The 14,330-nt window shown below is 66.4% G+C and carries 13 protein-coding genes and 1 pseudogene; 11 read left to right on the top strand and 3 right to left on the bottom strand.

Annotated elements, in window-relative coordinates:
• The first annotated feature begins 57 nt into the window (after window positions 1-57).
• The 4 genes and pseudogenes from R9B84_RS18730 to R9B84_RS18715 form a co-directional block, all read left to right on the top strand.
• Window positions 58-1,035 (top strand): ABC transporter ATP-binding protein, encoded by a 978-nt coding sequence (locus R9B84_RS18730; RefSeq protein ID WP_423760856.1) that lies wholly within the window; start codon window positions 58-60, stop codon window positions 1,033-1,035.
• Window positions 1,032-1,919, top strand: coding sequence for an ABC transporter permease (locus R9B84_RS18725; protein WP_423760855.1), 888 nt, complete (start codon window positions 1,032-1,034; stop codon window positions 1,917-1,919). Before R9B84_RS18730 ends, R9B84_RS18725 begins: the two co-directional genes overlap by 4 nt.
• 172 nt (window positions 1,920-2,091) lie before the next feature.
• Window positions 2,092-3,309, top strand: coding sequence for an acyl-CoA dehydrogenase family protein (locus R9B84_RS18720; RefSeq protein ID WP_423760854.1), 1,218 nt, complete (start codon window positions 2,092-2,094; stop codon window positions 3,307-3,309).
• A gap of 15 nt (window positions 3,310-3,324) precedes the next feature.
• Window positions 3,325-3,700, top strand: a pseudogene (locus R9B84_RS18715) (nitrilotriacetate monooxygenase); the annotation flags it as partial.
• Window positions 3,701-3,702: 2 nt separating this feature from the next.
• Here R9B84_RS18715 and R9B84_RS18710 read toward each other — a convergent pair.
• Entirely contained in the window at window positions 3,703-4,890 is a 1,188-nt protein-coding gene (locus R9B84_RS18710; protein WP_423760853.1) for an LLM class flavin-dependent oxidoreductase, read from the bottom strand.
• Window positions 4,891-5,288: 398 nt separating this feature from the next.
• Window positions 5,289-6,473 (bottom strand): porin, encoded by a 1,185-nt coding sequence (locus tag R9B84_RS18705; protein ID WP_047904663.1) that lies wholly within the window; start codon window positions 6,471-6,473, stop codon window positions 5,289-5,291.
• A 487-nt stretch (window positions 6,474-6,960) separates the two neighbouring features.
• On the opposite strand from R9B84_RS18705, the gene R9B84_RS18700 reads away from it, so the two are divergent.
• A complete protein-coding gene (locus tag R9B84_RS18700) occupies window positions 6,961-7,305 on the top strand; it encodes a DUF3088 domain-containing protein (RefSeq protein ID WP_423760852.1) in 345 nt (114 codons plus the stop codon).
• A 42-nt stretch (window positions 7,306-7,347) separates the two neighbouring features.
• Complete coding sequence (locus R9B84_RS18695; RefSeq protein ID WP_423760851.1) at window positions 7,348-8,346, top strand: ABC transporter substrate-binding protein; 999 nt, start codon at window positions 7,348-7,350, stop codon at window positions 8,344-8,346.
• A gap of 88 nt (window positions 8,347-8,434) precedes the next feature.
• On the opposite strand, the gene R9B84_RS18690 is transcribed toward R9B84_RS18695, so the two are convergent.
• Entirely contained in the window at window positions 8,435-8,908 is a 474-nt protein-coding gene (locus R9B84_RS18690) for a hypothetical protein (RefSeq protein ID WP_423760850.1), read from the bottom strand.
• 290 nt (window positions 8,909-9,198) lie between these two features.
• On the opposite strand from R9B84_RS18690, the gene R9B84_RS18685 reads away from it, so the two are divergent.
• The 5 genes from R9B84_RS18685 to R9B84_RS18665 all read left to right on the top strand — a co-directional run bounded on the left by R9B84_RS18685 (window position 9,199) and on the right by R9B84_RS18665 (window position 14,318).
• On the top strand, window positions 9,199-9,561 hold the full coding sequence (locus tag R9B84_RS18685; RefSeq protein ID WP_423760849.1) for a hypothetical protein: 363 nt from the start codon (window positions 9,199-9,201) through the stop codon (window positions 9,559-9,561).
• A 375-nt stretch (window positions 9,562-9,936) separates the two neighbouring features.
• A complete protein-coding gene (locus tag R9B84_RS18680; protein WP_423760848.1) occupies window positions 9,937-10,221 on the top strand; it encodes a hypothetical protein in 285 nt (94 codons plus the stop codon).
• A 97-nt stretch (window positions 10,222-10,318) separates the two neighbouring features.
• Entirely contained in the window at window positions 10,319-12,016 is a 1,698-nt protein-coding gene (locus R9B84_RS18675; protein WP_423760847.1) for a phage integrase family protein, read from the top strand.
• A gap of 149 nt (window positions 12,017-12,165) precedes the next feature.
• A complete protein-coding gene (locus R9B84_RS18670; protein WP_423760987.1) occupies window positions 12,166-13,143 on the top strand; it encodes a chromate resistance protein ChrB domain-containing protein in 978 nt (325 codons plus the stop codon).
• On the top strand, window positions 13,140-14,318 hold the full coding sequence (locus R9B84_RS18665; RefSeq protein ID WP_423760846.1) for a chromate transporter: 1,179 nt from the start codon (window positions 13,140-13,142) through the stop codon (window positions 14,316-14,318). The genes R9B84_RS18670 and R9B84_RS18665 overlap by 4 nt, the downstream gene beginning before the upstream one ends.
• The last annotated feature ends 12 nt before the right edge of the window (window positions 14,319-14,330 follow it).

Below are 14,330 nucleotides of genomic sequence, written 5' to 3'. Positions count from 1 at the left end.
CGCTTCGACGCCGCGATCGACGCTTATGCGTCGGCGCGGTTTCGATAGGCGCAATCGTTGGTTGGTCCGCGCAAGGCCCGGCCGTATGTTGATGCTTTCCCCGCAAGAGATTCGATCGTGAACGCTACCTCTCCCCGAACCTGGCTGCCGCCGTTTGCGGCGCGCCGCGGCGTGTCGTCCACCGCGCAGGCGGCGCCCGACACGCGCGCCGCGATCCGGCCCGCGCAGGCCGGCGCGCACAGCGAACGCCTGCTCGCCATCGACCGCGTGAATCTCGAATACCGCAGCGGCGCGCGGATCGTTCGCGCGACGCACGACGTGAGCTTCGACGTGTATGGCAGCGACCGCTTCGTGCTGCTCGGCCCGTCGGGGTGCGGGAAGTCGACGCTGCTGAAGGCGATTGCCGGCTTCATCGAGCCCGTGTCGGGTTCGATCGCGCTCGATGGCCTGCCGGTGCGCGGACCGGGGCCCGACCGCATCGTGGTGTTCCAGGAATTCGACCAGTTGCCGCCGTGGAAGACGGTCGTCGAGAACGTCGCGTTTCCGTTGCGCGCCGCTGCGAAGCTGTCGCGTACCGAAGCACGCGAACGCGCGCTGCACTATCTCGACAAGGTCGGGCTGAGCGGGTTTGCGGACGCGTATCCGCACACGCTGTCGGGCGGCATGAAGCAGCGCGTCGCGATCGCGCGTGCGCTTGCGATGCAGCCGCGCGTGCTGCTGATGGACGAGCCGTTCGCCGCGCTCGACGCGCTCACGCGCCGCAAGATGCAGGAGGAACTGCTGCGGCTGTGGGACGAGTTTCGCTTCACGCTGCTGTTCGTCACGCATTCGATCGAGGAAGCGCTCGTCGTCGGCAACCGGATCCTGCTGCTGTCGCCGCATCCGGGCCGCGTGCGCGCGGAACTCAACAGTCACGAGCATTCGCTCGACAGCGTCGACACCGGCGACTTCCGCGACAACGTCGCGCGGATCCATCGCCTGCTGTTCGATACCGATGCAACGAGCGCGCTGGACACGGAGGAAGTCGCATCATGAGCACGATCGATCCGGTCCTGCCGCCGCTGCCGCCCGTGCGCGCCGAATACGAACGCACGCTCGACACGCTGCCCGACGCCGAACGCGCGGCACCGGCCCCGCTGTTGCGCCGCATCGTCGGCGCAGGATGGTTTCGTCGCAGCGTCATCGCGCTCGTGCTGATCGCCGGATGGGAGATCGTCGCGCGCATCGTCACGAACGATCTGCTCGTACCGACCTTCGGCGCGACGCTGGCCGCGTTCGTGCAGGGCATCGAATCGGGCGAACTGCTCGTGAAGACGGGCATCTCGATGTCGGTGCTGCTGCGCGGCTACGCGCTGGGCGTGTTCTTCGCGTTCGCGCTGACGTCGCTCGCGGTTTCGACGCGCATCGGCCGCGACCTGCTGACGATGCTCACGTCGATGTTCAATCCGTTGCCGTCGATCGCGTTGCTGCCGATCGCGCTGCTGTGGTTCGGGCTCGGCACCGGCAGCCTGCTGTTCGTGCTCGTGCATGCGGTGCTGTGGCCGCTCGCGCTCAGCATGTACACGGGTTTCGCGGGCGTGCCGGCCACGCTGAAGATGGCCGGGCGCAACTACGGCCTCACGGGCCTGCGCCAGATCGCGCTGATCCTCGTGCCGGCTGCGCTGCCGTCGATCCTGTCTGGCCTGCGCGTCGGCTGGGCGTTCGCGTGGCGCACGCTGATCGCGGCCGAGCTCGTGTTCGGCGCGAGCGCGGGGCAGGGCGGGCTCGGTTGGTACATCTTCCAGAACCGCAACGAGCTGTATACCGACCGCGTGTTCGCGGGCCTCGCGGCCGTGATCGTGATCGGCCTGCTGGTCGAGAACCTCGTGTTCGACACGCTCGAACGCGCGACCGTGCGGCGCTGGGGTATCCAGCACTGACGCGATGGTGCGCCGTCATTCCCGGCGCACGCATAACAAAAGCTGAAATCGGTTTTTCACGCGCGGCGGGTGCGTCCCTATACTTTGCGGTGCCGTAGGTGCGTCGTGTCGCTGATGCCGTGATTACGACGCGCAGCGACGCTCCCGATCTTCTCGCATAAGGAACTGCCGAATGACCGCACGTGATGCCGTCGATCCGCGCGACGCGTTGCGCGACGCGCTCGCTGCGCTACCCGATCTCGCGAACGCGATCGGGCAGGATGCCGCGCAACGCGAGGCGCGTCGCGAACTGCCGTTCGAAGGCTTCGCGATCTTCCGGCGCTCGGCGCTGGGCGTACTGCGTATTCCGGTCGCGCGCGGCGGCCTCGGCGGCACGCTGGTCGATCTGTTCGACACGATCGCGACGCTGGCCGCGGCCGATTCGAATCTCGCGCACGCGCTGCGCATTCACTACGACATGACCGAGACGCTGCGGCTGTCGCCGCGCACGCCGTTCAACGACGTGCAGCTCGAGCGTGTGCTGGCCGGCGCGATCTTCGGCGGCGCGTCGACCGAGCGCGGCACGTCGCGGCCCGGCGAGAACACGACCGTGCTGCGCCGGGACGGTGCGCACCATCGCGTGACGGGCCGCAAATTCTATTCGACGGGCACCGCGTTTGCCGATTTCGCGCGCATCAACGTGGAGAGCGAGCAGGGCGCTGCACTTGCCGTGATCATTCCGGTCGCGCGCGACGGCGTGCAGGTGCTCGACGACTGGGACGGGATGGGCCAACGCATGACCGCGAGCGGCAGCCTGCTGCTCGACGACGTGCAGGTGTTCGCGGACGAAGTGGCCGCGCGCGACGGCTCGTCGCTCGTCGGCCGCCATTGCGGCGCGCTGCGGCAGCTTCATCTCGTCGCGACGGGCGCGGGGATCGTGCGCAACGTGGTCGCCGATGCGCGCCGATACGTGCTCGCACACGGCCGCCCGGCGCTGCATAGCCCGGCACCGACCGCGCGCGACGATCATTTCATCCAGCAGGTCGTCGGCGAACTGTCCGCGCACAGTCACGCGATCGACGGGCTCGTACGCGAAAACGCGCGAGCGCTCGACCGCTCTGCCGACGCGATCGAGGCCGGCGGCGCCGATGCAGATGCACTCGTGCTCGACAGCGCGCTCGCGACCGCGCGCACGCAACTGATCGTCAGCAAGCTCGCGCTGCATGCGGCCGAGCGGCTGTTCGAAGTCGGCGGTGCATCGGCGACGGCGCGCGAACACAACCTCGACCGGCACTGGCGCAACCTGCGCACGATCTTCAGCCACAACCCGCTGCTGCACAAGGCGCGCGTGGTCGGCGACTACGAACTGAACGGCGTGACGACGCACCTGACCGAAGGGCGTGTGTTCTGATCCGGACGCGCGCACGGGTATCCGCTCGACGGCCCGATTCCGCCGCTGCGGGAAACCAATGCAAGCAAGAGCCGGCAGGCGCTCACGCTCGAACTCGCGCGCCGCGAGAACCTGACGATTCGCGAGCTCTACCTGCGCGTCGCGGGCGCGGGCCATTGGCAACTCGTCGGCACGGCGGAGCAGATCGTCGACCCGCTCGCGGAGCGGTTCGTGCACTACGGCGCCGACGCTGCCCCGCGGGCTCGACGATTTCATCGCGCTGGTGCTGCCCGAGTTGCGCCGCCGCGGGTTGTTTCGCAGCGACTATGCGGGCAGCACGCTGCGCGATCATCTCGGGTTGCAGCGGCCGGTGCGTCGCGACGCCGCCGCGCGCGACGCTTCCGCCGCCTGACGTCAATGCCGCAAGCCCGCGTCGCGCAACAGCGGCAGCACGCGCTCGCCGAAGAAGTCGAGGTCGGGCTTGAAGTCGTAGAAGCTCAACTGGATCCCGTCGATGCCCGCGCGGTGCAGTCGCACGATGGTGTCGGCGACTTCGGCCGGCGAGCCCGTGATCGAGATATTGCCGCCGATTGCGCGTGCCGCTGCCTGCGAACGCTGCTCGAAGCCGCCGCGCCACGCATGTGCGTCGCTGTCGAAGCGGTGGAAGCTGCCTTCGTCCGCGTGCGCGACGATCGCGTCGCGGTACGCGCGCGCTTCTGCGCTTGTCTCGCGGCAGATCACGAGCGGATTGAGCAGCGTGCGGATCGTCCGTCCGCGTGCCGCGGCGGCCGCTTTCACGCGTGCGGCATGTGCGGGCAGCGCGTCGAGCGCAAGGTCGACGTCGGGGCCGGCCGGGCTCGTGACGAACACGATGTCCGAATAGCGCGCCGCGAAATCGATGCCCGCGTCCGAGCCGGTCGCATTGATCAGCAGCGGGCGGCCGTAGCGCGGCTTCGGCGTCACGAATGCGCCGCCCAGGCGCCAGCTCGACAGTGCGGGCGCATAGCTGAAATTGTCCGGTTGCGCCCACAACTGCTGGACCGCGTCGAGGAATTCGGCGGCCATCTCGTAGCGGCGGTCGTGCTCGATCCGGTTCCAGCCGAACATCTCGTGCTCGATCGCACGGTGGCCGGTCACGACGTTGATGCCCCAGCGCCCGCGCGAGATGTGATCGAGCGTCGCGGTGAACTTCGCGAAATGCAGCGGATGCCACGGCCCGTAGAGCACATGGCTCGTCGCGACGAGGATGATTCGCTCGGTGCGCGCGGTCAGCGCGGCGAGCGTCATGAACGAGTCGAGTGCCTGGCCGTCGAACACGCCACCGTAGCCGCCTTTCGGCAGCCACTGCGACAGCGCGAACACGAGATCGAAGCCGAGCGCTTCGGCGTGCGCGACCAGGTCGGCGTTGTAGTCGAAGGTCCAGTCGGTCGAGCGCGGCAGCGTCGACGCGCTCCATCCGCCGGCCTGGATCGGCAGGAACAAACCGAGCATCAGCGGCTGCGCGAGTGCGCGCGACACCGGGCTGTCGGGGAAATCCGCAGGCGAGCGAACGTCGACGAACGGCGACGGTGCGACCGGGGCGGCGAGGGGAGTGTCGCTCATGACGGGTTCCTTGCAGGGTGCGTGCGAGCCGAAGCCGAACGACGACGATGCGCACGCGATGCGGCAGTTCGGCCGGGAGCAACGCGTGATGCTCCGGTGAACCCGTCCACGCCGGCCCATCCAGCGGGGAGAGCAGCGAGAGCGACTGGCTTGCGAGCGCGCGCGCCGCCAGGCAGCAGCGCGCCTGCCCGTCCGCCGGCGAGCCGGCGCAGCGTCGCGCGCCGGCCGGTGCGCGGCGCGCGGGAAGGGGAACGGGAGTCGGTCATGGTCGAACGCGTATCGCGTGCGGCGGCCGCACGCGGGGAAACGGACATTCTCGGCAACCGGGCGCGACGCGGCAAACAACGATTCCCGCTTTGCTTATCATGCCTGTCGTGCCGCGCCCGATGCGCGTGCCGTCAGAACTTCACGCGCAGCCCGCTGACGAGCGCGACCTGGCGATTCGTCGACGACGCGCTGCCGATGTTCGAGATCGCCGCGACCTTGCGATAACCGCCCGACGTCGCCGTGCTCGGATCGCCGGCCGCAAGCTGGTAGATGCCGGACAGGTAGATATCGGTGCGCTTCGACAACGCGTAGTCGAACCCGAGCGTGAACTGGTGCCAGCGCGGCTTCAGCGTCTGGCCGCCGGTGCCCGGCAGGCCGCTCGCGCGCCCGTCGGTGAACGTATAGACGCCGATCAGCGTGGCAGCCGGCGTGATCTGGTAACGCGCGTTCGCGTCGTAGTTGTTGAACTTGCGCGACGAGCCGTCGACGTAGTCGAGCTGCGTGTGGCTCCACGTGAAGCCGAGCGTCGCGCGGCCGAGCGCGTAGTTCGCGCCCACGGCGCCGATCTGCTGCTTGAGCACGCCGCCGTTCAGCCCGTAGAAGAACGCGCCGCTGTAGTCGTTGCCGGTGGTCGAGGTCGCGCCGCCCACCGCGCCGCTCGTATTCGACGTCGCGTTCGGATGATTGAGCCGCACGTAGCCGCCGCCGACCGACAGCGGGCCGTTCACGTAGTTCGCCGACACGCCCCACGCGTTGTTGTTCGAGAAACCGGTGCCCGCGCCGCCGTTCGCCTGGTTGCTGAACGCATAGAGCAGGTCGGCCGTGAAGCCGGCGATCGTGTCGCTGCGGAACTTCACCGCGTTGTTCAGCCGGAAGCTCTGGTTCAGGTTGTCGTTGTCGCCCACGTGCGTGGCCGGCGACCAGAAGCCGGACCCCGAGTACTGCGCGACGAGATCGGTGATCGGCTCGTACTGGCGGCCGAACGTCAGCGTGCCGAGGCCCTTCTTCGCGAGGCCCACGTACGCGGAGCGGCCGAACAGGCGGCCGCCCTGGCCGAGCCCGCCGTCGCTCGGCCGGAACCCGCTTTCGAGCGTGAAGACCGCCTGCAGGCCGCCGCCGAGATCCTCCGCGCCTTTCAGGCCCCAGCGGCTGCCGCTCAGCTTGCCGCTCGTCTGCTGGATGTTGCTCGCACCGCCCTGGTTGTTCGTATAGGCGATACCGGCATCGACGACGCCGTACAACGTGACCGAACTCTGCGCATGCGCGCTGACCGAACCGATCGAAACCAAACCCAGGACTACCGATTTCTTGATCATGACCATCCTCTGTTTTTATGACTACGTCTGCGAGGATGACGATGCTATTGACGACGGGAGCCGCGATGAACGGTCGATCCGTGGTTTGTAAATCGCTGCGCGGCCGATTTGTAATGTGCAGTGCCGCACGCTCGACACGTACGTCGCGATCGCGTCCGGCGCGCATGCTGCGGCGAACGCATCGCACCGACGGCGAACGTCGAGCGCCGGAAACGTGCGACCGCCGTCATATCGATCGATGAAATCGTTCGATGTCCGCAACACATGCGGCTCGCCTCGCGATGCTTTTATGCAACGGCCCCCTGTTCGGCGAACGGCCGATGCGCTATGCGCGGCCGCATATCGATTTCGCAAAACGTTGGTAGGGCAGGGCGATGCGTGACGGTAGAGTCGGGCATCCGGTCGCGGGCCGGCATGCTCCGGGAGTACGAGGGCGCCGACGTGCGCGTTCGTCCCGGTCGTACAACGAACACGGGAGCCGTTCGACATGAGTCGCGATGTGCTGTTTTTGCTGGAACCGGGCTTTACCGATCCGAAGCATCCGGGCCAACGCTTCGTCTGTCCGCATGGACTGCCGATCGAAGGGCTGCTGGCGAGCGCGCCCGACCGCGCCGGCCGCATCGACGTGCAGCGCATCGGTTTCGAGCGGCCGCGGCACGCGGTGATCGACGCGCTCGACGACGCGCACCAGGGCCTGCCCGTGCTTGTGCTCGGTCGCGACCAGCCGGCGCCGGACGACGCGCAGACACTCGGCGAAGTGCGCTTCGTCACCGACGCGCGGCGCATCCTCGAACTGCTGGCCGAACGCCACGGGTTTCCGGTGCTTCACTGACGCAACGCTTTTCACTTCTTGTTCGATTCACAGGAGCATCCGATGTCGTCAATCTCGGTGGCACGCCGCCGCCTGCTGCTCGCCGGTGCCGCGGTCGTGTCGGCCCCGTTGGCCGCAAGGGCCGCGTTCGCCGCGCCGGCCGTCAATGCCGATCTCGCCGGCACGACGTTGCGCGTCGCGACCTACAAGGGCGGCTGGCGCGCGCTGCTGCAGGCGGCCGGCCTCGACGACACGCCGTACCGGATCGAATGGCGCGAACTGAATAACGGCGTGCTGCACATCGAGGCACTCAACGCGGACGCGCTCGATATCGGTTCGGGCAGCGAAATTCCGGCTGTGTTCGCGGCGCGCCAGAAGGCCAATGTGCGGTTCATCTCCCGCGCACGCGAAGACCTGAACAACCAGGTCACGCTCGCGCGCAAGGACACGCCGATCCGCAGCATCGCGGAACTGAAGGGCAAGCGCGTCGGCTACGTGCGCGCGACGACGTCGCACTATTTCCTGTATCGCCAGTTGGCGGAGGCCGGCCTGAGCTTCGACGACATCCAGCCGATCAACCTGTCGCCGACCGACGGGTTGTCCGCATACGATCGCGGCGATATCGATGCATGGGCGATCTACGGCTACAACGGCCAGCTCGCGCGCAATCGCTACGGCGCACGCGTGCTGAAGACGGGGAAGGGTTATCTGTCGGGCAATTTTCCGGTCTACGCGAACCCGCGCACGCTCGACGATGCGCGCCGTCGTGCCGCGACGGGCGATCTGCTACAGCGGTTCCGACACGCGTATGCGTGGGCGAACGGGCATTTCCGCGACTATGCGCTCGTGCAGAACCGCGAGACGCGCGTGCCGGTTGCCGATCTCGTCGCGATGTTCGAGCAGCGCAGCGACGACTATGCGCTGCTGCCGGTGACGCCCGACGTGGTGGCGCAGCATCAGCAGGTCGCGGACGTGTTCGCTCGCATCGGCGTGCTGGACGGGCCGGCGAATGTCGCGCCGTTCTGGGATACGTCGTTCAACTCGGTGGTGGCGGCGGCGTGAGGCGGTGCGGCAGGAAGAAGCGCATGCGATCTCACGGCTTCAAGCTCGACGTAGACCTGGTCGGGTCGGGCGATCCGGCTCGACCGGATCAGGAGAACGTCGTCGCGACCATGATCCCGAACACTACCCCGAGCGCGATCCCGCAGAGCCGGCCGTAGATCGATGCGCGCACATTGTCGTCGAGCACGAAAGGCGAGCGTTTGTGCTTCCATACCGTGCTGAATGCCACCGGGCGGGTCAGCAGCGCAATGCATGCGATCAGCACCGGCGTTGCGATCAGCATCGCGATGCGCTGTCCGTTCCAGTCGACGCCGTGCATGGCGAGCGAAACCAGCGCGGCGAGCGGAACCTCGACGCACAGGCCGAGCAACGAACCGTTGACGAAGGAATCTCCCGGGGACTGGAGCATGATCGGTCCTGGCGTTCGAATGAAATCGGCGCCCGGTTCGAGCACCTGAATAATAAAAACCACGGCCGATGTCCTGGGGCGGACGACCGGGCTCGGCATCAGTCGGAATGACGGCCGGATGGTAAGGCAAATTGCTGGCCGTTTGTCGGTCATTCAAGCTATTTAACAAATGCTCCGAGTTGCGGCGTACTTTTAAACCGCACCGGAATATCGCGCCGTTGTAAAAATCGCGTAATCGGCTTGCGTAAGGCTCAGCGGATCCCTCGATATTCATTACAATCGAGCAGCCCTTTGTCAACGAACGGGTAAGCCCTTGAATTGATTCCTGCCGATATCGTCTGACGATAATGGGTGTTCGACTGCTTCCCGATAATCGGCCGCGCGCGTAAAAACCCGCAGCCGGACCTATTCGAAACGCGGACTTCCAATTAATCACCACACGCATGAACACGTCCGACAACAACGAGACCAACCGCCGTCATCTCGTCGCCTTCGCAATCGACGACAACACGCAGGCCTGGTACGAGATGGTGGTCCCCTTCATCGTATCGCTGCGCGCGACGGACTACCGGGGGCGCATCGGCGTCATCGGCTATGGCTTGTCCGAGGAAAAACAGCAGCGGCTGCGTGCCGACGGTATCGAGGTCTATGCCGCGGCAGGCGTCGGCGACCTTGCGTGGGATCGCTACATCTCCGCGGCCGCGGTCTTCGACGCGGATCCGGAACTGCAGACGCTCGCCCTCTACGACGCCGATATCTGGTTCCCGGGGCCGCGGTTCGATCTCTTCGACGTCGTGCCGGGGTAATCGTCCTTTTCGTGCAAAATCTGGCGGTTTCGCTATAAATGTCGTTATGAATCAATGGCATAGAGGTATCTTGACTTCGCGAAACCGTGTCCTTCGGATGCAAAATCTGGCGTTTTCAGCCTGCTGCGCCACCAAGACCAAAGCGCGCCCGATAGTCAGCCACCCGACGAGACCGTCGCAGCTGGTTCGTCGTCGCTCGTGCTCTTGATTTGGTCGATGGTGCCGCACGCCAGTTCGTCAACCAATGCGAAGATCTGCTCGTGCAGCACCGAAAGTTGATCCGCCGCGCGCCGTCACTGGAGAACCACCTCGCCCTGGCCCGCCGTGCGGGGTGGGCGCGGCGACCTCGACCAGGCCAGTTTCCTGGTGCGCGTTGTGTACCTCGAGTTCTATTTGCGGGATGCGACGTCGACCGGCACGGACTTTGATCTGTACCGGCGCGCCGAAGCAGCGCTCAATGCATGCGTCACGAGTGTGGGTCGTGGGGAGCACTGCCTGCTGCTCGATCACGAACTGGTGATCGTCGAGCGCATTCTGGTCATCCACGACGAGCAGCTTGCCGCAATTCCGTGGCATCGATACCTGACTGCCTGGGAGCGGCTGCAGCGCTACATCGTAGCGGGCAAGCGCTCGCCTATCGCGGCCGCAGCGGGCACGTGACAGCATCGACAGAAAGGCAGTCGTTGATATTTGAACGACGATAGACAGATAACGAACATTATCAGCCCATCATCGAATTTGATCTAAACTGGCTGTCATGAAAACGCGCGACACCCTCTCCACCGACGGGATCGAACTTGGTTTTCCCGACGAGGCCGAACTCGCGGCATTGCGCAGTTGGTACGCTGGCCTGGACGCGCGAGCCGCCGTGGCCCGTTATCTCGGAGGCCGCCGGGCAGCCGGGGCGTCGTCGCGCGGAATGCTCAGCCGGATTCGCCGGCAGCTCGTTGCGTACGCGTTGGCTCGCCACCGAGCGGACCTCGCGGCCGCGTTCGTCGCTCGCCTGATGCGTGCGTCGGCCGATGGCGTGGCCCGCGCGATCGAGACGCTCCGCAATTTGCCCGCGCCGGCGCCGCTGATCACCGATGCCGTCGAGGTGTGGCTGCCGCCGCGCATCGCTGAAGCGTTGCACGCGCACGGTATTCGGACACTCGCGGACCTGACCGTGCGAATTCCGCGGCGCCGTCGCTGGTGGTCGGCGATCGCCGGGCTCGGCGCAGCCGGCGCGCGCCGCATCGAGGCGTTCTTCGCTGCCCATCCGGCGCTAACCGAACGCGCGCGAGAATTGATCGTCGCAGCACCGTCCGGCGGCATCGTGCCGTGGGAGCAACTGCGTGTGCCGCACGAGGTCGACGGTTCGCGCGGACAGTTCCGCGCCCCGGAAAGCGCTTGCCTGCTGAAGGCCTCGAACGACTATGAGGCGGTTCAGTCGTGGCTGTCGCTGCACGAATCGGCCGCCACGCAGCGCGCCTACCGGAAAGAGGCCGAACGCCTGATCCTGTGGGCGATCGTTGAGCGCAGTTGCGCTCTGTCGTCGCTCACCACCGACGATGCAATCGCCTACCGGAGTTTCCTACGGCGGCCAACGCCGCGCGAGCGCTGGGTTGGCCCGTCGCGGCCGCGGCACAACGTCGAATGGCGGCCGTTCACTGGTCCGCTGTCCGCCCGCTCGGCGGCGTATGCCCTGAACGTCTTGTCGGCGTTGTTTCGATGGCTCGTCGAGCAGCGCTACGTACTCGCGAATCCGTTTGCCGGTGTCAAGATCAAGAGCCACGTGCAGCGTGCGGGACTGGACGTGTCTCGCGGCTTTACCGAGGGTGAGTGGCTGCTGATCCGCACGCTTGCCGATGGCCTCGAATGGTCATACGGCTGGAGTACGCCGGCGGCGCAGCGCCTGCGGTTTCTGCTGGACTTCGGCTACGCGACCGGCCTGCGCGCGAGCGAACTAGTCAGTGCGACGCTCGGCGATATCCGCCGCGACGAGCACGGCGATCACTGGCTGCACGTGCTCGGCAAGGGCGGCAAGCTCGGTAAGGTGGTGTTGCCGTCGCTCGCTCGAACCGCGCTGGATCAATCTCTCGTGCAGCGCGGACTGCCCGTCACGCCGGCGCGCTGGAACCCGGCGACGCCACTCGTTGCGAGTCTCGGTGAAGATGGCGCGGGCATCGAAAGCACTCGACTGTGGCGCGTGCTGCGCCGGTTCTTCGTGCTGTCGGCTGACGCGATCCAGGACGAACGGCCGGCAACCGCTGAGAAGCTGCGGCGCGCGAGCCCGCACTGGATGCGGCACACGCACGCGTCGCACGCGCTCGCGCGCGGCGCCGAGCTGATCATGGTGCGCGACAACCTGCGCCACGCGTCGATCTCGACGACGTCGACTTATCTGCATGGCGACGAGGTACAGCGAGCTCGGCAGTTCGATCAGGCGTTTAGTTCACGGAACTTCAAGCAGTAAACCGCCGGCTAATGGCATTTGAGGTATAAGCGCAAGAAGTTTCATAACCCCAAGGCTTATGATAGGAATTTGCGCTTACCGTGTTCATACCCCGAGGTCGGTTAAAAGTTAACTTGTAGCGTGAATAACACATGAGTAGTATTCGCTACATGGATACGCTCACGACCTGGTCGCTTCTCGTTCTGACCCTTCCCACTGAAAACGCGACAGCCCGCATGCGGTACTGGCGCGCGCTCAAGGCAAAGGGCTGCGCGGTGCTGCGCGACGGCATCTACCTGCTTCCGTACACCGCCGAGCACGAAAGCACGCTGCGCGAACTGGCGGACGGGATCGCCGAAAGCGGCGGCACGGCCCACTTGCTGCGCGCACCGAGCCTCGATGCTTCGCAGGAGCAGGAATTCCGCGCGCTGTTCAGCCGCGACGACGATTACGCGGCCTTTACCCGCACCCTCGCCGACGCGCGCAAGACGCTGACCGGGCAATCCGCCACCGAACTGACCCGCCTGCTGCGGCGCCTGCGCAAGGACTACGACTCGCTCCGTGCGATCGACTATTTCCCGGGCGATTCGGCCACCCGCGCCGAAGTCGCGCTGCAGGATTTCGTCGCACTGGTCGACACCGTGCTGTCGCCGGGCGAGCCGCATGCCGCGGATCGCGCCATTCGCCCGCTGGCGATTGGTGAATACCAAGGCCGCACCTGGGCGACACGGCAGCGCATGTGGGTCGACCGTGTCGCAAGCGCGTGGCTGATCCGCCGTTTCATCGACGCGCGCGCCCGCTTCATCTGGCTCGCGTCGCCGGTCGATTGCCCGGCCGATGCACTGGGCTTCGATTTCGATGGCGCGACCTTCACCCACGTCGGCGAACGCGTGACGTTCGAGGTGCTGCTCGCGAGTTTCGGGCTCGACCGGGACCCGGCGCTGATGCGGCTCGGCGAGATCGTGCATGCGCTCGACGTCGGCGGTACCGCGGCGCCGGAAGCGGTTGGCTTCGAGGCCGTGATGGCGGGCACGCGACAGCGCACAGACAACGACGATCAACTGCTCGAGCAGATGGGCGCGGTACTCGACTCGCTGCATGCGCATTTCGCGTCGAACGACAAGAACGGATCTGGGGCCAAGTCATGACCACCGCCATCGCCACGACCGAACCGACCTATTCGCTGGGTCAACTGGTCGGCTACATGCTGCGCCTCGGCACATTCGGATTCGGCGGACCGGTCGCGCTCGCGGGCTACATGCGCCGCGACCTCGTCGATCGACGCGGCTGGATTACCGAAGCGGACTACAAGGAAGGACTCACGCTGGCCCAGCTCGCACCGGGGCCGATGGCCGCCCAGCTCGCGATCTACCTCGGCTTCGTCCATTACCGGATTCTCGGCGCGACGCTCGTCGGCTTCGCATTCGTGCTGCCGTCGTTCCTGATGGTGCTCGCGCTCGGCTTCGCGTACGCGCACTTCGGCGGGCTGTCGTGGATGCAGGCCGTGTTTTACGGCGTCGGTGCCGCGGTGGTTGGCATCATTGCGATGAGCGCGTACAAGCTCACGACGAAGACCGTCGGCCACGACAAACTCCTCTGGGCCATTTTCCTCACGCTGGCCGCCGTGACCTTCATCACGGAATCGGAAATCGCGTGGCTGTTCATCGTCGCCGGCCTGATCGGGTGGCTGTGGCGCGCCCCGCCGAAATGGCTGCACAAGGGAGGATTGAACGCGGTCGCGGCCGCCAACCTACCTGCGGCCAGCGGCTGGCTGAGCAGCATCGACGTGCCGCAACTCGTGCAGATCGGCGTGTTCTTCACGAAGGCCGGCGCCTTCGTGTTCGGCTCGGGGCTCGCGATTGTGCCGTTCCTGTACGGCGGCGTCGTCACCGAGCACCACTGGCTCAACGACAAGCAGTTCGTCGACGCTGTCGCGGTCGCGATGATCACACCCGGCCCGGTCGTAATCACCGTCGGCTTCATCGGCTACCTCGTCGCCGGGCTGCCCGGCGCGATCGTCGCGGCGCTCGGCACGTTCCTGCCGTGCTACCTGTTCACGGTGATCCCCGCGCCGTACGTGAAGAAGTACGGTCACCTGCCGAGCGTCAAGGCGTTCGTCGACGGCATCACGGCCGCGGCCGTCGGCGCGATCACGGGCTCCGTGCTCGTCATCGCGAAGCGATCGATCGTCGACGTGCCAACCGCGCTGCTCGCCGTCGCTACCGTGCTGCTGTTGTGGCGCTTCAAGAAGCTGCAGGAACCGGTGATCGTGACCGCAGCGGCACTCATCGGGCTGGCGGCCTATCCGTTCCTCCATCACTGACCCGCGTTACCG

It is taken from the genome of Burkholderia sp. NLJ2 (genome assembly GCF_049487195.1).
GTDB classification, from domain to species: Bacteria; Pseudomonadota; Gammaproteobacteria; order Burkholderiales; family Burkholderiaceae; genus Burkholderia; species Burkholderia pyrrocinia.
Note: the sequence above shows the minus strand (reverse complement) of the source record. Positions and strands in the feature narration are given on the sequence as shown.

What these genes read in the sequence shown, in the direction of transcription:
- R9B84_RS18725 (WP_423760855.1), top strand. Translation starts at nt 1,032, where the DNA reads ATGAGCACGATCGATCCGGTCCTGCCGCCGCTGCCGCCCGTGCGCGCC.
- R9B84_RS18720 (WP_423760854.1), top strand. Translation starts at nt 2,092, where the DNA reads ATGACCGCACGTGATGCCGTCGATCCGCGCGACGCGTTGCGCGACGCG.
- R9B84_RS18710 (WP_423760853.1), bottom strand. Translation starts at nt 4,890, where the DNA reads ATGAGCGACACTCCCCTCGCCGCCCCGGTCGCACCGTCGCCGTTCGTC.
- R9B84_RS18705 (WP_047904663.1), bottom strand. Translation starts at nt 6,473, where the DNA reads ATGATCAAGAAATCGGTAGTCCTGGGTTTGGTTTCGATCGGTTCGGTC.
- R9B84_RS18700 (WP_423760852.1), top strand. Translation starts at nt 6,961, where the DNA reads ATGAGTCGCGATGTGCTGTTTTTGCTGGAACCGGGCTTTACCGATCCG.
- R9B84_RS18695 (WP_423760851.1), top strand. Translation starts at nt 7,348, where the DNA reads ATGTCGTCAATCTCGGTGGCACGCCGCCGCCTGCTGCTCGCCGGTGCC.
- R9B84_RS18690 (WP_423760850.1), bottom strand. Translation starts at nt 8,908, where the DNA reads ATGACCGACAAACGGCCAGCAATTTGCCTTACCATCCGGCCGTCATTC.
- R9B84_RS18685 (WP_423760849.1), top strand. Translation starts at nt 9,199, where the DNA reads ATGAACACGTCCGACAACAACGAGACCAACCGCCGTCATCTCGTCGCC.
- R9B84_RS18675 (WP_423760847.1), top strand. Translation starts at nt 10,319, where the DNA reads ATGAAAACGCGCGACACCCTCTCCACCGACGGGATCGAACTTGGTTTT.
- R9B84_RS18670 (WP_423760987.1), top strand. Translation starts at nt 12,166, where the DNA reads ATGGATACGCTCACGACCTGGTCGCTTCTCGTTCTGACCCTTCCCACT.
- R9B84_RS18665 (WP_423760846.1), top strand. Translation starts at nt 13,140, where the DNA reads ATGACCACCGCCATCGCCACGACCGAACCGACCTATTCGCTGGGTCAA.